15 protein-coding genes are annotated in these 19,231 nt (G+C 72.9%); 4 read left to right on the forward strand and 11 right to left on the reverse strand.

All coding sequences use genetic code 11. The features are described 5' to 3' along the window. Positions 1-37 precede the first annotated feature (37 nt). On the forward strand, positions 38-2,092 hold the full coding sequence (locus J421_RS22810; RefSeq protein WP_025413494.1) for an NPCBM/NEW2 domain-containing protein: 2,055 nt from the start codon (positions 38-40) through the stop codon (positions 2,090-2,092). A 119-nt stretch (positions 2,093-2,211) separates the two neighbouring features. On the opposite strand, the gene rsgA is transcribed toward J421_RS22810, so the two are convergent. From rsgA to J421_RS22825, 3 genes are all read right to left on the reverse strand, one after another. Next, entirely contained in the window at positions 2,212-3,225 is a 1,014-nt protein-coding gene (gene rsgA / locus J421_RS22815; protein WP_104022971.1) for a ribosome small subunit-dependent GTPase A, read from the reverse strand. Further along, positions 3,218-3,610, reverse strand: coding sequence for a hypothetical protein (locus J421_RS22820; protein WP_025413496.1), 393 nt, complete (start codon positions 3,608-3,610; stop codon positions 3,218-3,220). The genes rsgA and J421_RS22820 overlap by 8 nt, the downstream gene beginning before the upstream one ends. Before the next feature lie 178 nt (positions 3,611-3,788). Continuing rightward, positions 3,789-4,724 (reverse strand): proline dehydrogenase family protein, encoded by a 936-nt coding sequence (locus J421_RS22825; protein ID WP_025413497.1) that lies wholly within the window; start codon positions 4,722-4,724, stop codon positions 3,789-3,791. Between the two features lie 235 nt (positions 4,725-4,959). Here J421_RS22825 and J421_RS22830 point away from each other — a divergent pair, with 235 nt between their 5' ends. Both J421_RS22830 and J421_RS22835 read left to right on the forward strand, forming a co-directional pair. Then, complete coding sequence (locus J421_RS22830) at positions 4,960-5,364, forward strand: BlaI/MecI/CopY family transcriptional regulator (protein ID WP_025413498.1); 405 nt, start codon at positions 4,960-4,962, stop codon at positions 5,362-5,364. Continuing rightward, the gene (locus tag J421_RS22835) at positions 5,361-6,845 is read left to right on the forward strand and encodes a M56 family metallopeptidase (RefSeq protein ID WP_025413499.1); all 1,485 of its coding nucleotides are present in this window, start codon (positions 5,361-5,363) and stop codon (positions 6,843-6,845) included. The genes J421_RS22830 and J421_RS22835 overlap by 4 nt, the downstream gene beginning before the upstream one ends. A gap of 147 nt (positions 6,846-6,992) precedes the next feature. Here J421_RS22835 and J421_RS22840 read toward each other — a convergent pair whose 3' ends face one another. The 8 genes from J421_RS22840 to J421_RS22875 form a co-directional block, all read right to left on the reverse strand. Beyond that, positions 6,993-8,702, reverse strand: a complete 1,710-nt coding sequence (locus tag J421_RS22840; protein WP_104022972.1) for a M14 family metallopeptidase — start codon at positions 8,700-8,702, stop codon at positions 6,993-6,995. Beyond that, the gene (locus J421_RS22845; protein ID WP_025413501.1) at positions 8,699-11,023 is read right to left on the reverse strand and encodes a S9 family peptidase; all 2,325 of its coding nucleotides are present in this window, start codon (positions 11,021-11,023) and stop codon (positions 8,699-8,701) included. Before J421_RS22845 ends, J421_RS22840 begins: the two co-directional genes overlap by 4 nt. A gap of 211 nt (positions 11,024-11,234) precedes the next feature. Further along, a complete protein-coding gene (locus J421_RS22850; RefSeq protein ID WP_148306473.1) occupies positions 11,235-12,413 on the reverse strand; it encodes a glycogen-binding domain-containing protein in 1,179 nt (392 codons plus the stop codon). Positions 12,414-12,603: 190 nt separating this feature from the next. After that, positions 12,604-13,302, reverse strand: coding sequence for a hypothetical protein (locus J421_RS22855; protein WP_025413503.1), 699 nt, complete (start codon positions 13,300-13,302; stop codon positions 12,604-12,606). Beyond that, entirely contained in the window at positions 13,299-13,961 is a 663-nt protein-coding gene (locus J421_RS22860) for an isoamylase early set domain-containing protein (RefSeq protein ID WP_025413504.1), read from the reverse strand. The genes J421_RS22855 and J421_RS22860 overlap by 4 nt, the downstream gene beginning before the upstream one ends. After that, the gene (locus tag J421_RS22865; RefSeq protein ID WP_236646329.1) at positions 13,954-14,490 is read right to left on the reverse strand and encodes an RNA polymerase sigma factor; all 537 of its coding nucleotides are present in this window, start codon (positions 14,488-14,490) and stop codon (positions 13,954-13,956) included. Before J421_RS22865 ends, J421_RS22860 begins: the two co-directional genes overlap by 8 nt. A 204-nt stretch (positions 14,491-14,694) precedes the next feature. Then, complete coding sequence (locus J421_RS22870) at positions 14,695-16,680, reverse strand: 3-hydroxyacyl-CoA dehydrogenase NAD-binding domain-containing protein (protein ID WP_236646279.1); 1,986 nt, start codon at positions 16,678-16,680, stop codon at positions 14,695-14,697. 192 nt (positions 16,681-16,872) lie between these two features. Next, the gene (locus J421_RS22875) at positions 16,873-18,180 is read right to left on the reverse strand and encodes an acetyl-CoA C-acyltransferase (protein WP_025413507.1); all 1,308 of its coding nucleotides are present in this window, start codon (positions 18,178-18,180) and stop codon (positions 16,873-16,875) included. An 84-nt stretch (positions 18,181-18,264) separates the two neighbouring features. Here J421_RS22875 and J421_RS22880 point away from each other — a divergent pair, with 84 nt between their 5' ends. Then, complete coding sequence (locus tag J421_RS22880; protein ID WP_104022973.1) at positions 18,265-19,188, forward strand: EamA family transporter; 924 nt, start codon at positions 18,265-18,267, stop codon at positions 19,186-19,188. Positions 19,189-19,231: the final 43 nt, after the last annotated feature.

A 19,231-nucleotide genomic window follows, 5' to 3' on the forward strand; every position in this document is an offset into this window, starting at 1 on the left:
CAGTATTCCGCATCTCCAGCCACACAACCCCGCCCACATGATCGCGCCGCCGCGCCTCGCGCGCTTCCTCCCCCTGCCCCTGCTCCTCGGCGCCGCGCCGGTGGCGACGCCCGCCGCGCGCTACGCGGACGTGCCGCTCGCGTCGCTCGACCTGTCCAAGATGCGCGTCCAGCCGGCCGGCGGGCGTGGCGGCCAGGCGACGGTCGCCCAGGCCGATCGGGCGATGGACGGCAACACGATCCGCATCGGCGGCCGCACGTTCGAGCACGGCGTCGGCACGCGCGCGACGAGCGTGCTGTTCGTGCGGCTCGACGGCGGCGCGCAGCGGTTCACGGCGATGGTCGGCGCGGACGACAACCCGCTCCCCGCGCCGCCCGCCGGCGCGCCGCAGCCGACCACCACGCCGCCGCCCGTGCCGATCGTCTTCCGCGTCCTCGGCGACGGCCGGGTGCTGCACGTGAGCCGCGCCGTCGCGCGCGGCGACGCGCCCGAGCCGGTGAGCGTCGACGTGCGCGGCATCCGCACGCTCGTGCTGCAGGTGAAGCCGGTGGACGGCACCCGCCCCGTCGCCGCCGACTGGGCCGACGCGACGTTCTCGGTGAGCGGCGCCGCGCCGGTGGCGATCGACGTGCCCGTGGAGCCGCGCGAGATCCTCACGCCGAAGCCGGGCCCCGCCCCGCGCATCAACGGCCCGTCGCTCACCGGCGTCACGCCGGGGCACGACGTGCTCTATCGCATTCCCGTGTCGGGCACTCGGCCCATGACGTACGGCGCGCGCGGCCTGCCTAACGGCCTCACGCTCGACCCGGCGACCGGCATCATCCGCGGCACGATCGCCGCGCGCGGCCGCTACCCCGTGACGCTCACCGCGCGCAACGCCGTCGGCTCCGCGTCGAAGGCGTTCACGTTCGTGGCCGAGGGGCAGCTCGCGCTCACGCCGGCGATGGGGTGGAACTCGTGGAACGTGTTCGGCCGCGCCGTGAGCGACTCGCTCGCCCGCGCCGCCGCCGACGCGATGGTGGCGAAGGGGCTCGCCGACCACGGGTGGACCTACGTGAACCTCGACGACGGCTGGGAGCGGAGCGCCCGCGAGCAGGATCCGCTGTACGAGGGCCCGGTGCGCGCGCCCGACGGCACGATGCTCACGAACAAGAAGTTCCCGGACATGAAGGCGTTAGGCGACTACATCCACGCCAAGGGCCTCAAGTTCGGCATCTACTCCGGCCCCGGACCCACCACCTGCCAGCGGCTCGAGGCGAGCTGGCAGCACGAGCTCCAGGACTTCCGCACGTTCGCCGGCTGGGGCGTCGACTACCTCAAGTACGACTGGTGCGGCTACTCGAGCGTGCTCGCGCCGGGCGAGACGAACCAGCAGCTCGCGGTGCTGAAGCGCCCGTACCAGGTGGGGCGCACCGCGCTGAACCAGGTGCCGCGCGACATCGTCTACTCGCTCTGCCAGTACGGCTGGGGGAACGTGTGGGAGTGGGGCGCCGAGCCGGGGATCGAGGGGAACTCGTGGCGCACCACCGGCGACATCACCGACACGTGGGAGAGCATGGCGGGCATCGGCTTCCGCCAGGTCGGCAACTCGAAGTACGCGTCGCCGGGGCACTGGAACGACCCCGACATGCTCGTCATCGGCAAGGTGGGCTGGGGGCCGCGGCTGCGCGACTCGCGGCTCACGCCGAACGAGCAGTACGTGCACATCACGCTGTGGACGCTGCTCGCGTCGCCGCTGCTGTTGGGCAACGACCTCACGCAGATGGACGACTTCGAGCTGAACCTCGTGACGAACGACGAGGTGCTCGCCGTGCACCAGGACGCGTTGGGCAAGGCCGCCGACCGCGTCGCGCGCGACGGGGAGCTGGAGGTGTGGGCGCGTCCGCTCGCCGACGGCTCGCTCGCCGTGGGGCTGTTCAACCGCGACGAGATGGACATGCCGGTGACCGTGAAGTGGAGCGACCTCGGGATCACCGGCAAGCGCGTCGCGCGCGACCTGTGGCGGCAGAAGGACCTCGGCACGTTCGACGGCCAGCTCTCGCGCGTCGTGCCGCGGCACGGCACGGTGTTCGTGAAGCTGTCGGCGCGGTGAACTTCTTGAACCGCAGAGGACGCAGAGGACGCAGAGGAGAACCAATTCGTTGTTGGTTTCCTCTGCGTCCTCTGCGTCCTCCGCGGTTCAAATGAAGAGAGCAGTCCTCTGCGGTTCGCTCAGACGTCGGGCAGCGCGAGCAGCTCCTCGCGCAGCTTCACGTAGCTGTCGTAGCGCGCGGCGCTCACCTCCCCCGCCTGCACCGCCGCGCGCACCGCGCATTCGGGCTCCGCGAGGTGCGCGCAGTCGGCGAAGCGGCACCGCTCGAGATACGCGCGGAACTCCGGAAAGCACGTGTCGAGCGACTCGACGGGCAGCCCCCACAGCCCGATCTCGCGCAGCCCCGGCGTGTCGACGACGAATCCCTCGGGGCGCCCGTGCACCGCGGGAATCGGGTGGAGCAGCGCGCCGACGGTGGTGTGCCGTCCCTTGTTCACGCTCTCGCTGATCTCGCCGACGCGGAGATCGAGGCCGGGATAGATCGCGTTCATGAGCGACGACTTGCCGACCCCCGACGGTCCGCTGAGCGCCGACGTGCGCCCCGCGAGCGCCTCCTCCAGCGCGTCGAGCCCGTGGCGCAGCGGGACGCTCGTCGCGTGCAGCGGATAGCCGGCCCGCTCGTAGTCGGCGAACCGCTCGCGCGCGACGGCCTCGCCGGCCACGGGGTCGCCATCGCCTAACAGTTCCACCTTGTTCACCACGATGCGGCCGGCGAGCCCGTTCGCCTCGGCGACGACGAGGAAGCGGTCGAGCATGCGCGGGTGCGGCTCCGGGCGCGCGGCGGCGAACACGACGACGACCTGATCGACGTTCGCCGCGACGACGCGCTCGCCCCACCCACCGCCGGGACTCCGGCGCGCGAGCTTCGAGCGGCGCGGCTCGATCTCGGCGATGGCCCAGGCGCCGCTCTCGCGGGCGTCGGGCTCCAGTCGCACGCGGTCGCCGACGGCGAGCTTCAGCGTGCGGTCCGCCGCGCCCACGGTGTCGCGGCGGAGCGAGCCGTCGGCGCGACGCCCCTCGTCGCTCTTCTTCAGCCGCCCGCGCAGCGACGCGCTCACCGTCCGGCCGTCGTCCGTGCGCACCCGCCACACGCCGCCCGTGCCGCCCAACACCACGCCCGCGCCGCTAGTCATCGTCGCGCATGACGTCCCACCATTTCCGCTTCGGCACGCCGGCGTCGCTCTTCCGGATCAGCGCGTCGAGCGTGGCCTTCACGGTGCGCAGCGGCATGCGTCCGAGCTCGCGCAGCACGGCCGTCTCGTCGTCGCCCCGCACGATGAAGTCGGTCTCGAGGTGCCCCTCGACGCCCTGCTCGCCGACGCGACGCCAGCGCAGGAACAGCAGGTAGCCGCCCACCGGTGCCGTCGCGTCGCCGGTCGCATCGGCGCACAGCTCCACGCTGTACGACATTCCGTCCGCGCCCTCGAACGCCGCGGGGCGCGCGTGGACGGCGGCGTAGCCGCCCACCGTCGTCTCGTCGCCTAACGAGTGGTCGGGAGGGAGGTGCGCGCCGCCCATCACCGTGCGAGGCGCGAGGAGCGCATGCGGGGGGCGTGACGCTGCGGTTCTGATGATGCGGTGCTGATGATGCGGTGCTGGAGCGGCGGTTCTGGAGCGGCGGAAGGGGCGGAGCCCGCGGGGCGCGGACCGCCGCTCGAGCACCGCCTCATCAGCGCCGCACCCTCGCCCGCGCGCATCACTTCCGCCGCCTCACGCCTTCCCGAATGATGTTGCCCGTCATGAACGCGAGGTTCGCCGGCCGCTCCGCGAGCCGGCGCATGAGGTACGGGTACCACTGCGTGCCGAACGGAACGTAGACGCGCATGTTCCACCCCTCGCGCACGATCTGCTCCTGCAGGTCGCGCCGCACGCCGTAGAGCATCTGGAACTCGAAGCGCGACGCGTCGATGCCGCTCTCCTTCGCGAACCGCTTCGCCTCGTTGATGATCGCCTCGTCGTGCGTCGCGAGCCCCGGGTAGTTGCCGTCGCGCATGAGCGCGTGCATCTCGCGCACGTACGCGGCGTCGACGTCCTTCTTGTCGGGGAACGCGACCGTCGGGGGCTCCTTGTAGGCGCCCTTGCACAGCCGCACGCGGCACCGCTCCTGGTTCGCGCGCGCGACGTCCTGCTCGGTGCGGAACAGGTAGCTCTGGAGCACGATGCCGACGTGGTTCCCGTACACCGGATAGAACCGCTCGTAGAACATGCGCAGCGTGCGCTCCGTGTAGTCGCTCGACTCCATGTCGAGGCGCACGAAGCTGCCGTGGTCGCGCGCGCGGGCGAGCACCTGGTGCACGACCTCCACGCAGAGGTCCTCCGAGATGTCGAGCCCCATCGCGGTGAGCTTCAGCGACACGTTCGTGTCGAGGCCGCGCTCGGCGATGCGGTCGAGCAGGTGCACGTACTGTCGTCCGGCGCCGCGGGCCTCGGCCTCGTTGTGCACGCTCTCGCCGAGGATGTCGAGCGACGCGCGGATCCGCTGCGCGTTCAGCGCGGCCACGGCATCGAGCGCCGTGTCGACCGTCTCGCCGGCGACGAACCGATCGGCGAACCGCTTCGCGAGCCGGTTGCGGCGAATGAAGCGAAAGACCTTCTGCTGATTCGAGAGATAGAGCAGCGTGCTACGGAGCATGACACCTCGGGTGGGGCGGGCGGGGAAATATACCTAAGCCGAGGGGCGGCTCTGATACGTCGGCGCTGGCACTTCGGCGCTGGGACGCCGGCGCCGATACCGCGCGTTCCCAGCGCCGCGGTATCAGGGCCGCCGTAACAGCGCCGCCTCACCAGCGCCACTCCTACTAGGCCCGTAGTTGACAACCACCGCATCCCACCGCATTCTTGCCACTAACCACATAGTAGGAGAGCCGATGACCGATCGTACGCTCGGCGAACGGGAGCTCGACGTGATGGGCGTGCTCTGGAGCCTCGGGTCCGGCACGGTCGCGGAGGTGCGCGACCGGCTCCCTGCCTCCCTCGCCTACACCACCGTGCTCACCATCCTCCGCAACCTCGAGGCGAAGGGGTTCGTGCGCCACGACGCGGAGGGCAAGGCGCACCGCTACTCGCCGCTCGTCGCGCACGCCGCGGCGCGACGCTCCGCGCTGCAGCGCCTCGTCGACAAGCTGTTCCACGGATCGGCCGAGCTGCTCGTGGCGGAGCTCGTGCGCGACCGCGCGCTCGACGCCGACGAGGTGGCCCGCCTCGCGCGCACGCTGCGCGACACCGACACGTCGACGCGCCCCGCCGGACGCCGCACGCGGAGGTCGCCGTGATCGCGCTGTGGATGCTCGCGGCGACGCTCGTCGCCGTCGCGCTGGGCCTCGCTGCCGCGGCCGCGGAGCACGTGGCGCGGATGTGGCGCCGCCCGGCGCGTCACGCGTGGACCGTCGCGCTGCTCGGCGCGCTGCTGCTGCCCACCGCCGCGGCGCTGCTCGGACGCGCGCGCCCCGCGCCGGCGCCCGGTGCCGCCGCGGCCTCCGCCGACCCGACGATGCCCGTGCGCCTCGCGACGATCGTGGTGCGCGCGGAGTACGCCCCGCGACTCGCCGCGCGCCTCGCGCCGCTCGACCGACCGCTCGGCGCGACGTGGCTCGCGCTCGCCGCGCTCGCGCTGGCGCTCGTCGCTCGCGGCGCGTCGGGGCTCGCGCGCGCCCGTCGCTCGTGGCGCGCGCACGAGGTGGACGGCACGCCGGTGCTCGTCACCGACGACGTCGGCCCCGCGGTCGTCGGGCTGCGTCGGCCGGCCATCGTGCTCCCGGAGTGGGCGCTCGCGCTCGATGCACCGCTGCGCGCGCTCGTCGTGCGCCACGAGCAGGAGCACGTCCGCGCCCGCGACCCGCTGCACCTCGCGCTCGGTGCGTTAGGCATCGTGCTCATGCCGTGGAACCCGGGCGTGTGGTGGCAGCTGCGCCGCCTGCGCGCGGCGCTCGAGATCGACTGCGACGCCCGCGTGCTGGCCGCGCAGGGCGCGCACCGCGACGTCTCGCGCTACGGGCTGCTGCTGCTCGCCGTCGCCCAGCGGCGCGCGACCGCCAGCCCGCTCCATGGCCTCGCGGGCGCCCCCGCGCTCGCCGAATCCACGTCCGACCTGTCACGGAGGATCCACGCCATGCGCTCGCCCGTCCCCGAGAACCGCGTCCTGCGCACCGTGTTAGGCACCGTCGCCGCGGCCGCCGCCGTCGCGCTCGCGGCCGCCGCGTGCGCCGGCTCGCGCGACGCCCTGTCGCCGAACGCGGCGCCGCGCCAGAAGGCGATCGAGGCCGACAAGCCCGTGCCGACGACGGCCTCCGCGGATTCCGCGCACCGCGGGGCGGCCAACCCGCCGGGCGTGCGCACGCTCGACGTCGTGCGCGCCGACGAGGCGGTCGACGCGTCGAGCGCGCCGCGTCCGGTCACGCAGCCGCGCAGTGCCGACGCGATGAAGCAGAGCGGCCCGCCACAGGTCGTGAACGGGCCGTACTTCGAGTTCCAGGTCGAGAAGCCCGTCGCGCCGGCGCCCGGGAACATGGGGCCGCGCTACCCCGACGAGCTGCGCGCGGCGAAGGTCGAGGGCACCGTGTACGCCGCGTTCGTGGTCGACACCACCGGCCTGCCGATCATGGACACGTTCAAGGTCATGAAGTCCGACCACCCGCTGTTCACGCAGGCCGTGAGGACCGCGCTGGCCGAGATGAAGTTCGTGCCGGCGATGGTGGGCGACCGCAAGGTGAAGCAGCTCGTCCAGGCCCCGTTCCAGTTCTCGCTGTCGAAGTGACGACGAGCATCACGGCCGGATAGGGAAAGGGGAGAGGCTCGCACCTCGTCCCCATCGCTATCCGGCCGTTTCCGCGTGATCCGCGTGATCCGCGTCCGATCTCGTGGAGTCATGCACGAGGTGGAACCGTCCACGCCGCGCCGGCGCTCAGGGCACCGGCATCCGCTTCCCGTTAGGCACCCCCGCCAGCCGCACGATCGGGAAGTCCCCGCCCACGCGCAGGAACGGGTCGAGCTGGTTCCACGTCGCGAGCCCGTCGTCGCTCTGCGGCTCGAGCAGCTCCTGCGCCACGAGCGCGAGGGGCTGCGCCGCGGGGACGAAGAAGCCCCCGGCGTCGACGCGGCGACGGTCGGTGCGCCACTGCCCCTCCAGCCGCACCTCGTTGTGCCCCTGGAACGGCCGCGGGGCGCGCACCACGGAGTCGGTGCGGAACACCTGCGCCTCCACGTCGCCCGACGCGGAATCGGCGCGCTCCACGCGCACGCCGTGCAGCCGCAGCGTGCGCACCGCGCGCTCCTGGTCGGCGCCGAGTGCCCAGCCGCCCGTCGGCAGCGCGGCGCGCAGCGTCGGGTCGAACCGGTCGTAGATCGGCATGTCGATCGTCCGGTAGTGCCCCGTGCGCCGGTAGCCGCGCGGCACGCCGGGCTCAGTCACCGTCATCGTGTCGGCGAGCCGCACGACGTCCTCGGCGATCACCGGACCGGTGCGCGGCGACGTCGTGAGACGCGCGCGCAGCACGCCCTCGTTAGGCGTCGCCGGGCGGCGCGTACGCGCGACGATCGCCGGCCCCTGCGCCGCGACGAGCGACAGCAGCTCGCGCACGAACGCGTACGTCGACTCCACGCGCTTCTCGAACGGGTCGTGCGAGAACGCCTCGCTCAGCACGGACAGCTTGCCGCGCAGGCCGAAGTAGTTCGTGCCGTAGCGCGCGCGGTGGTCGTACGTCTCCCAGCCGCGCTTCACCGTGTCGGTGAGCGCGCGCTCGTTGAACTCGCGCACGAAGTTGCCGTACGGGAACGTGCTCACGTGCCGGCGGTCGCGCACCCGCCGCTCCAGCTCCGGCAGCAGCGTGTCCTGGTTGAACGCGTGCAGCGGCGCGCCCGGGTGCAGCGACGGCGAGTAGGTCAGCGCGTAGCCGTGATAGCTGCCGTCGGTCGTGTGCAGGTCGACGAACATGTCGGGGTCCCACCGCTCGAACGCGGCGAGCGATGCGCGCGTCTCCGGCGCCTCGGCCTTCGTGTAGTCGCGGTTCAGATCGAGCCCCATCGCGTTCGCGCGCGTGCCGACGAGCACCGGCCCATTCTGCTCCGTGCGATTGATCGTCTGCGGCGCGATCGCCTCGTTGCCGTCGGCGTTGTACACCGGCACGGCGATCAGCACGAGCGAGTCGAGCACGTTGGGCCGCGGATCGAGCGCGAGGTCGCGGAGGACCATCTGCAGCGCCTCCTTCCCCTCCACCTCACCCGCGTGGATGTTCGCCTGCACGTAGACGACCGGCTTGCCCGACGCGCGCGCCTCCTCCGGCGTGTGCACCCACGGCCGCGACGCGACGATGAACGCGATGTCCGCTCCCTGCGCGGACTTCCCCATCGACAGCTCGGTGATCGGCGCGCCGATGCGGGCGAGCGAGTCGAGGAACATGTAGACGTCGCTCAGCCGCGAGGTCTCCATGTAGTGCGTGCGCTCGGCGCGCGTGAGCGGGAACGGCGCGTGCCGCCCCGCCTCGGCCGCCGCGCGTCCCGCGGCCATCGCTCCCTGCACCGCCTTCGGATCGACCTTCGTCTGGAGCCCCTTCGGCCCGCACGCCGCGAGGAACAGCGAGAGGGACGCAGCACGCAGCACGCAGCGGTTTGTCATAGGTTCTCGAGCACGAAGCGGGTGAGCGACTCGAACAGGTGCGGCTGCGCGTTGCCGCCGGAGATCGAGTGCGTGCGGTTCGGATACAACAGCATCGAGAACGGCTTGTTCGCCGCCACCAGCGCGTTCGCCAGCACGATCGAGTTCTGGGGATGCACGTTGTCGTCGCCCGTGCCGTACGCGAGGAGGAAGCGCGCCGTCATGCCGCCCAGATACGTGAGCACCGAGGAGCGGCGGTAGCCGTCGGCGTTCTCCTGCGGCGTCCACATGAAGCGCTCGGTGTAGATCGTGTCGTAGTAGCGCATGTCGACCACCGGCGCGACGGACATGCCGGCCTTGAACACCGACCCGCCGCGCGAGAGCGTGAGCGCCGTCATGTAGCCGCCGTAGCTCCACCCCCACAGCCCGATGCGCGATGCGTCGGCCCACGGCTGTCGGCCGATCCACTTCGCCGCGTCGATCTGGTCCTGCGACTCGCGCACGCCGAGCTGGTACTGCGTGAGCTTGCGGAACTCGCGCCCGCGCCACGCCGCGCCGCGGTTGTCCACCACCATCACGACGTAGCCCTTCTCCGCCAGCATCTCGTGCCACAGGAAGCGCGTGCCGCTCCACGCGTCGTTCACCTGCGGCGCGGCTGGGCCGCCGTAGACGTACATCAGCACCGGGTACTGCCGCGTGGAGTCGAACGCCGGCGGCACGATGCGGTACGCGTCGAGCTGGGTGCCGTCGGGCATCGGGACCTTCAGGAACGCGGGGCGCCGGACGCCCGACGCCGCGAGCCGCGCCGCCACCGGCGCGTTGTCCTCGAGCGTGCGCACGACGCGCAGCGACGGCAGCTCCACCAGCTCGACCACCGGCGGCTCCGACAGGCGCGACCGGACGTCGACCGCATACTTCGCGTTCGGCGAGACGGTGAACGCGTGCGTGCCGGGCACCGTCGTCACGCGCCGGCAGCTCCCGCGCTCGAGCGGGCAGCGGAACAGCTGACGCTCCATCGGCGTCGGCGCGGCGGCGAGCACGTACGCCACGCCCGCCGCCTCGTCGACCGCGGCGAGCTCCAGGTAGTCCGCCCCGTCGGGCGTGATCTGCCTGACGGCGCGGCCGCTCCGATCGTACAGCACGTACTGTCGCCAGCCGGTGCGGTCGGTGCGCAGCAGGAAGCGTTTGCCGTCGGCGAGCCACGTCACCGCCTCCCCTTCCACGTCCACGTACGCGGAGTCGCGCTCGGTGAGCGCGGTGCGCCCGGCGCCGCTCGTCGCGCTCACCACCATCAGGTCGAGCCGGTCCTGCTTGCGCACGAGCCGCTGCACGGCGACGGAGTCGACATCCACCCACTCCATGCGCGCGAGATACTGGCCGGTGTCGGGGCCGACGGCGAGCCACTTCGTGGGGCCACCGTCGGCATTCACGACGCCTAACGTGACGCGCGAGTTCGGCGTCCCGGCCTTCGGGTAGCGGAGCACGCTCACCACCGGATACAGCGCCTCGGTCTCGTTCACGATCGGGTACGCCGGCACCGCCGTCTGATCGAAGCGCCAGTACGCCAGCCGCTTCGAGTCCGGGCTCCAGCGGAACGCGTCGCGCAGGCCGAGCTCCTCCTCGTACACCCAGTCGGTGGTGCCGTTGATGACGTCGTCCGAGCCGTCGGTGGTGAGCTGGCGCGCCTGCCCCGTCGCGAGATCGGTGACCCACAGGTTGTTGCCGCGCACGTACGCCACCGAGCGGCTGTCGGGCGAGAACTTCGCGAACATCTGCAGGTCGGGGTCGGCCGCGCCGCTCGCGAGCCCGCGCCCGACGAAGCTCGGCACGCCGCCGCTCACCCCGCCGTGCTCCTTGCCGAGCGCCTCGCCCGCCATCGAGTCCGCCGCGTGCGTCGGTCGCGCGCCGCCGAGCGTGGAGCCGACGGCGATCGGCCGCACCATCTTCGTGTCGAAGTCGACGACGTGGTAGACGCCCCGCGTGTTACTGCGCCACACGCGCACCGAGTTGTGAAAGAGCAGCGCCTTTCGCTCGTCCGGCGACAGCTCGATCTCCTCGATCGCGATCGGCCGACGGTCCGCGTCGACGAGCGCCCTCGCCTCGACGAGCACCGTGGTCTGCCCGGTGACCGCGTCGACGCGTACGATGTCGACGCCGCCGCCGCGCGCGCGGCGCGCCTCCACCCACGACCGGCCATCCTTGAGCCATCGCACGTCGGGGCCGCCCTGCGGCGCGAGCTCGGCGCTGCGGAAGATGCGGTCGACCGTGAGGGGGGTGGCCTGCGCGCCTAACGGCGCGGCGGTGACGGCGATGAGGGCGAGATTGGCGAGTCTGACGGTCATGGGACGGCGTTGAGCGGATGCTGCGCTACTGCGCTGCGCTACTGCGCTGGGACACTGCGGCGGCGATACGACGCTGACGATACTCCGCGATGATGCGCATACGACGCCAACACCGCGGCACGGCGCCGTGCCGCGCAGTCGAGCGGTGCGAGCGTCGTTTGCGCGTCATCGCGTCCCACCGCCAGCGCCGTACCGCCCGCGCCGTAGTGATTCATTGCACGACGAGCAGACCCACCTCCCCGCCGTAAGCGTCGCGCACCTTGGAGATCCCCGGCGGCGCGACCCATGGCCCGCCGTCGAGGCGAACGTTCACGCGGTGGATGCCCGGTGAGAGGAACACGTTCAGCGTGAACGTGCCGTTGCCCGACGACACGAGCGGCGTCGGAAGCCAGTCCGTGAAGTCGCCGATCAGCTCCACCGCCGTCGCGCCGGGTGCGCGCAGCCGTAGCGTGCGCGTGCCGTTCGGCTCGGTCAGAACGGTGAACTGCGCGGCGCTCGCGCTCGGCCGCAGTCGACCGAGCTCGTAGGGCTGCGTGAGCTCCGCGACCCGCGCCGGATCCGAGGCGCGCGGCGCGTGCGTCGCGATGCGTACCGCGGCCGACGCGTAGCGGCCGCCGGGCAGCCCGCGCCACAGCTCCGTTGGGAAGACGCCAGCGCCGCCGATGAGGGCGAGGTGCGACATGAGCCAGTACGTGCCCCCGATCTCGGCCCACCGCGACACGCCCGTGGAGACCGCGCCCTGACGGTAGCCCGCCGTCGCCGTCACCTCGGCGCGTGGCGGCGACCAGCGCGCGCCGACGATGAAGTCGGCGTACTTCAGCGAGCCCACCCGCGTCGGCAGCGCCTGCGCGGTGAGCGTCGCCTCGCCGGAGCGCCACCATCCGCCGACGTCGGCCTGGACGAGGTCGTCCGGGAGGTTGAACCCCTGCGTGACGACGCCGAATCCCGTGCCGAGCCAGAGCCCGCGGTCCGCCTCCGCGATGTGCACGCGTCCGACGGCGAGCAGGTTCGTGGCCGCGGAGTCGCCGAGCCGGCTGTAGCGCGTGTTCGATGCGGTGGCGAACAGCTCGCCGCGCGCCTTCCAGACGGCGGGGGACATCACCGACGCGGCGAGCGTCCCCTCGAAGCTGTAGTTCCCCGTCTCGAGGAACTGGCTGTACGCGCCGCGCGCGACGAAGCTCGCGCGCCCGGCCTCGACGCGGAACGCGGGGCTCAGCGTGGCCACGCTCGACCGGAGGAACTCGTCGTAGGCGACGCTGGCCGCGCCGACGTCGAGCGATCCGGTGACCTGCGCGTGCTGCGCCGCGAGTGGGCTCGACTCGATCGGGAAGGTCACGACGGCCGCTGCGGCGCCGCCGAGCCACGCGCCGACACGCGATCGACGCGACACGGTCACGATGTGGGACGACCTCTGCTACCCGGGCGCGGGCGCGATGAGCGCGGCATGTACCGGAAGTTAGCGCGTGCGCACGACGACGGCGACGCTGTCCGGTTCGCTGCGTGAACGAGACGATCGCGAAGCGACGACGGGCCGACGCGTCAGCGCCGGCCCGTCGGGGCGGGAAGCGTGCGAGCGTCGCTCAGGGGCGCCGCTTGCCGGTCGGGGCGCCTGCACCGGCCCCCGTCGGCGGGCCGCTCGACTGGTCGCGCGCGAAGCTCGCCGAGAACTCGCTCGCGTGGAGCAGCGCGGCCGCGGCGGGCGCGGCACCCATGCCGACGTCGCGCTCGACGTCGCGGCGGAACGCCACGAGCTGCTCGTCGGCGATGCCGTTCTTCGTCAGCGCGAAGATGCTCTCGGTCGCGGTGCTCACCGGGACGCCGTTCGCGATGAGCCCCGAGAGCACGCCGAGGGGCACCGACACCGGCTGGCCCGGGCGCTCACGGCGCAGTCGGGCGAGCACGTCGGGATCGACGCCGCCGCGGAGCGCCATCGCGGCCGCCGACAGCTCGCCGGCGAACGACTGCGGTCCGAGCTTCTCGCGAGCGATCGCGAGATCGACGACGAGCTTCCGCACCTCGCGGATGATCGCCTCGCCGGGCGCGCCCTTCGCGGCCCCCTCGAGCGCCCGGTCGACGAGCGGCTCGGCGGGGATGCCGCGCGCGAACGCGGAGTCGACGATGCGCTCGACCGTCGGGAGCGTGTGCTTGTCGAGTCGCCCCTCGAGGCGGGCCCGGAACCACGCCGGGGTGACCGGCTGCTGCGCGCCGGTCGGAACGGCACCCAGCGCGGCCAGCAGCCACGCCGACGCCAGGACGAAGCGGCTGCTGCGGGACCTCATGTGCTCATCCCCTCACGGGCGACCGTGACGATGGAGCTGGGACGGCCGAAGTCGTCGCCCGCCACGCGGGGTGCGCGCGGGTCGGCCTTCCACTCGCCGTCGATGAGAAACGCGTACGAATAGACGCCCGGCGGCAGCTGGACGTCGATGGACCACAGGCCGTTGCCGTTCTTGACCGGCGTGAGCTTCGTCTTCGCCTGATCCCAGTCGTTGAAGTCGCCGACGAGGGCGACCTGCTTGGCGCCGGGCGCGACGATGTAGAACTTCGTGACGAACACCGTGTCGGGCGCCGGCTTCCCCTTCGAGATGGCGGGGAACTCGCCGGTGGCGCGCGGGAACTCGCCGGTGTGGCGAAGATCCTCGGCCACGCGGACGCTCGGCTGCTCGCGGCGCAGCCCGAACAGCGCGGCGACGATCGCGATCCCCGCCGCGGCGAGCGCGCCGAGCGGCGACACGCTGAATCGCACCGGGCGCGGGCGAACCAGCCACGCCCACTTGCTCGGCGCACGGGACACGCGCGGCGCCGCTGCCACCATGAGCGGCGCGGCACGGATCGCCGCCATCACCCCGCGGTCGATCCCGGGTCCCAGGTCCTCTGGCCGACGCAGCGCGATCGCCATCCGCTCGATCGTCGCGTCGACCCCCTCGTCCTCAAGCACTGTAGGCCTCCTGTAGAAGCCCGCGTAGTCGGTCGCAGGCCCGCTTGACTCTCATCTTCAAGGCGGAGACCCCAGCGCCGGTGATCTCCGCCATCTCCTCGTAGCTCAATCCTTCCACGTGCTTCAGCAGGAAGGCCTCGCGCTGGTCCGAGTCGAGCTGCGCGAGCGCGCGCTCGATCTCTTCCCGCCAGGCCGTCTGCTCGGCCGGATGCGATTCCGCTGCCGACCGTGTCGCCACCTCGTCGGAGACGAACGTCCGCGCTCTCCGCGTCGACCGCGCTCCCGCCGTGCGGCACCGGTTCACGAGGATGCTGAACAGCCACGACCCGAATCGTTCCGGATCGTCGCATCGCCCGATCGCCCGGTAGGCCCGGATGAAGGCGTCCTGCAACGCTTCCTGCGCGTCTTCGCGATTGCCGAGCATGCGCAGCGCGTACCGCGAGAGCCGCGGCCGATAGCGCGTGACCAGAATCGCGTAGGCGTCGACGTCCCCGCCCATGATGCGTGAGACGATCTCCGCGTCCGTCATCTCCACGACAGAAAGACCCCCGACCGATCGTCCCCGTCACCGCGGTGAGCGCCGAGGCTGTCTGGCCCCGCTCCCGCCCCCCGCCAGGCACCCCTTTCGGGCGATCCGGCGGTCCCCTGGAGGATACCCCCGACGTGGCGATTCGGCATCGGTCCGTCCGCCGTCTTCATCTCTCTCCGTACGCGGTTGGACACCGCGTTCCTGTCAAAGGTGCCTCGGTGCCAGCGCCGTGCCGGTCGCCGCGAGGTACCGGAACGGCCCCCCGCGCCATGCCGGGAAGCCGATGCCGAACACCGCGCCGACGTCGCCGTCGCGCGCCGAGCGGATGATCCCCTCCGCGAGGCAGCGCTCCGCCTCCTCGAGCAGCGGCCCCACCGTTCGCCGCACGATCTCCTCGGGCGCCATGCGCGTGCGGCGCTCGCCGGTGGGGAGCAGCGCATACACGGACTCGTCGACGCCGCGCTTCTTCCCGGCGGCGTCGTACCGATAGAAGCCGAGCCTACCCTTCCTGCCGAGACGACCCGCATCGAGCACACGAAGCAGCGACTGCGCGGGCGCCATGCGTGCCCCGAACGCGTCGTGCATGATGCGCCCCGACTTCCCCGCGATGTCGAGCCCCACCTCGTCGAGCAGCGTGATCGGGCCCACGGGAAACCCGAAGTCGACGAGCGCGCGATCGATCGCGTCGATCGCCACGCCCTCGTCGAGGAGCCGCCCCGCCCCGCCGACGTACGGGTTCAGGATGCGATTCACGTAGAACCCCGGCCCGTCGCGCACGACGATCACCGTCTTGCCGAGCCGCTTCCCGAACGCGACCGCGGTCGCCGTCGTCTCCGGTGCCGTGCCGTCGGCCTCGATCACCTCGAGCAGCGGCATCTTCGCGACGGGCGAGAAGAAGTGCATGCCGATCACGCGCTCGGGGCGCGCCGCGCGCTCGGCCAGCCGGGCGATGGGGATGGTGCTCGTGTTCGATGCGACGATGGCGTCGGGTGCGGCGCGCTCGATCTCGTCGATCACGCGGCGCTTCACGTCGAGATCCTCGAACACCGCCTCGATCACGAGGTCGGCGCGTCGGAAGCCGGTGTAGTCGGTGGTGCCCGTCACGAGATCCGCGCGCGCGGCCGCGAGCCCCTTCCCGACACGCCCGGCGTCGGTGTCGCGGAGCCTGACGGGCGTGCCCACCGCGGCGGCGGCGGCGGCGATGCCGGCACCCATGAACCCCGCGCCGACGACGCCGAGCTTCGCGACGGCGCGCGGCGCCGCGGCGGACCCGGGATCCTTCTTCAGCGCCGTCGTGGCGAAGAACAGGTACACGAGCTCGCGCGACACCGCGCTCACCGCGAGCTCGCCGAAGTGGCGCGCCTCCGCGCGCAGCCCCGCGTCCACGCCGCGGGCATAGCCCTCGCGCACCGCGTCGAGCACGGCGAGCGGCGCGGGATAGTGGCCGTGCGTGCGCCGCAGCACGCGCTCGCGCGCCTGCCGCAGCACGAGCGCGCGTCCGAGCGCGTTGCCGTCGAGCAGGCGCGCGGCGGCGGCGCGCCGCGGCGTCCGTCGCGTGGGCGCACGTCCGTCGGCGAGTTCGCGCGCGCGGCGCAGCGCGGCCTCGGCCAGCGCCGCGGGGTGCACGACGTCGTCGACGAGCCCCATGCCTAACGCCTGACGCGCGCGCACGCGACGCCCGGTCAGCATCAGGTCGAGCGCGGCGCCGAGCCCCACGCATCGCGGCAGCCGCTGCGTGCCGCCGCCGCCCGGGACGAGACCGAGCTGCACCTCGGGAAGCGCGAGCGCGGTGCTCGGGTGATCGGCGGCGATGCGCCACGCGCAGGCGAGCGCGAGCTCCAACCCGCCGCCGAGACACGCGCCCTGAATGGCGGCGACCCACGGCACGCGGCAGCGCTCGACGCGGTCGAGCAGCGCGTGCGCCTCGCGGCTCGTACGCTCGCCGTCGGCCGCGCTCTCGAATCGTGCGAGCTCCTCGATGTCGAAGCCGGCGATCCACGAGTCGGGCTTCGCGCTCTGGAGCACGACGGCGCGCACGGCGTCGTCGCGCTCCACGTCGTCGAGCAGCGCGACGAGCGCCGCGATGGCCGCCGGGCCTAACGTGTTCACGGAGCCCGGGCCGTCGAGCGTCGCGATCACGACGTCGTGGACGGTCTCGGTGGTCAGCACCGGCAGCGTAGGGACGGTCATGTCGCGGACGGACCGGCGTGGCCGGGCGGACATTCTGGAGCGCGGATCACGCGGAGCCCGCGGATCTCGCGGATAGGGCACGGGTGGCCGGTGTGATCCGCGCAATCCGCGCCATCCGCGCCATCCGCGCCATCCGCGTCCAACGCACGAGGAGCCGCCCCGGGCCGGGAGTGACGCAACGACGCGCCGGAGTCATGCTCGCTCCACCACCATCACGTGCCCCATGCCGCCCGCCGCGCACACGCTGAGCATCCCGAACTGCCCGCCGCGCCGCCGCAGCTCGTGGCACAACGTCGTGAGCACGCGCGCACCCGTCGCGCCGAACGGGTGGCCTAACGCTATCGAGCCGCCCATCACGTTCACGCGCTCGGGGTCCAGCTCGCCCACCGGCTCCGCGAAGCCGGCGCGCTCCGCCCACGCGCGCGTCGCGAGCGCCGCGAGGTTCGACAGCACCTGCGCCGCGAACGCCTCGTGGATCTCCACCAGGTCGACGTCGTGGACCGAGAGGCCGGCGCGCGCGAGCGCCACCGGCATCGCGAGCACGGGACCCTGCAGCAGCTGCTCGCCGGGGTCGAGCGCGGCGTACGCGTAGCTCCGCACGTAGGCGAGCGGCTCGTGGCCTAACGACGCGGCGACGTCCTCGCGCATGAGCAGCACCGCCGCCGCGCCGTCGGTGAGCGGCGACGCGTTCCCCGCCGTCACCGTGCCGAAGCGGCGGTCGAACACCGGCGGCAGCGCGGCGAGCTTCTCGAGCGACGTGTCGGCGCGCACGCCGTTGTCGCGGTCGAGCGGCGCGCCGCCGGCGTCCCACACCGTCGCGATCTCCGCGGTGAGCCGACCGTCGGCGGTGCCGGCCGCGGCGAGCCGATGCGACCGCAGCGCCCACGCATCCTGCGCCGCGCGCCCGATGCCGTTGATCTTCGCCATCTTCTCGGCGCTCTCCCCCATCGTCTCGCCGGTCGATGGCTCGGCGATCGCCGGCGTGACCGGAACGAAGTCGCGCGGACGGAGGGTCGCGAGCGTGCGCACGCGTGCCGCCGCCGTCTTCGCGCGCGACGCGGCGACGATCGCGTCGCTCATGCGCCGGGAGTGGAGCACCGGCACGCGCGACAGCGACTCCGCGCCGCCCGCGATCGCGCACTCGACGTGGCCGAGCACGATCTGGTCGGCGGCGTCGGTCACCGCCTGGTTCGCGGATGCGCAGGCGCGGCTCACCGTGAAGCTCTGGACGCCTCTCGGAAGCTGCGGCAGCAGCGACACCTCGCGCGCGATGTTCGGCTCCGTGACCGCGTGCAGCACGGTCCCGTAGACGATCGCCTGCACCGTGCGCGGGTCGAGCTCCGTGCGCTCGAGCAGCTCGGCGACGCACCGCCTGCCTAACTGGATCGCGCTGAGATCCCTGAGCGCGGTGCCGGCGCGGGCGAACGGCGTGCGCACACCGTCGACGATGGCGACGCGGCGGCCGGGCGCTCCGTACGCGACGCGCGCGTGGCTGGTCATGCGCGCTAACGTAGCCGTCGCGGCCGGTGACGCCATAGCAGGATTCGGCAAGTGCCCGCGACGCCGAACCGTTAGACTCCGCGCGTGCCCGACACCACCGCCCGCGCTCCGCGCAGCCACGTCATCGCCGCCCTCGCCGCCGTCTACGTCGTGTGGGGGTCCACGTATCTCGCCATCCGCTACGCGATCGTCTCGCTGCCGCCGTTCCTCATGGGCGGCACGCGCTTCGCCGCCGCGGGCGCGGGGATGTACCTCGTGCTGCGCCGCGGCGGCGCGCCGCGTCCCACGGCGCGCGAGTGGTGGTGGTCCGCGGTCGCCGGCGTGCTGCTGCTCGGCATCGGCAACGGCAGCGTGGCGTGGGCGGAGCAGCGCGTGCCGTCGGGCACCGCGGCGCTCATCGTCGCCACGGTCGCGCTGTGGATCGTGATGCTCGACTGGCTGCGCCCCGGCGGGCGACGGCCGCCGGCCCTCGTGCTCGGCGGCGTGCTGCTCGGGCTCGTGGGCGTCGCCACGCTCGTCGGGCCGAAGGGATTCTCGGCGGGCGGGAGCCGCGTGGACCTCGTCGGGGCGCTCGTGCTGGTCGGCGCGTCGCTCGCGTGGGCGATCGGGTCGCTGCTCGCGCGCGGGCGCATGCCGCGGCCGATGCTGCTCGGCGCCGCGATGCAGATGGTGTGCGGCGGCGTGTGGCTGCTGCTGTTCGGGCTCGCGATCGGCGAGGGCGCTCGACTGAACCTCGACGCCGTGGGCGGGCGCTCGCTGCTCGCGTTAGGCTATCTCGTCGTCTTCGGCTCGCTCGTCGGCTACTCGGCGTACATCTGGCTGGTAGGGCACGTCGCGCCGGCGCTCGCCACGACGTACGCGTACGTGAACCCCGTGCTCGCCGTGCTGCTCGGCTGGGCGATCGCCGGCGAACCCCTCGACGCACGGATCGCCGTCGCGGCGGCGACGATCGTCGGCGCGGTGGCCCTCGTCTCGATCGGACAGGCGCGAAAAGCACGCGGCGCGTGACGAGAGGTCTCTCGCCACGCGCCGCGCGTCACGCCTCACGCGT

Origin of the sequence: Gemmatirosa kalamazoonensis, from assembly GCF_000522985.1 — a bacterium.
GTDB classification, from domain to species: domain Bacteria; phylum Gemmatimonadota; class Gemmatimonadetes; order Gemmatimonadales; family Gemmatimonadaceae; genus Gemmatirosa; species Gemmatirosa kalamazoonensis.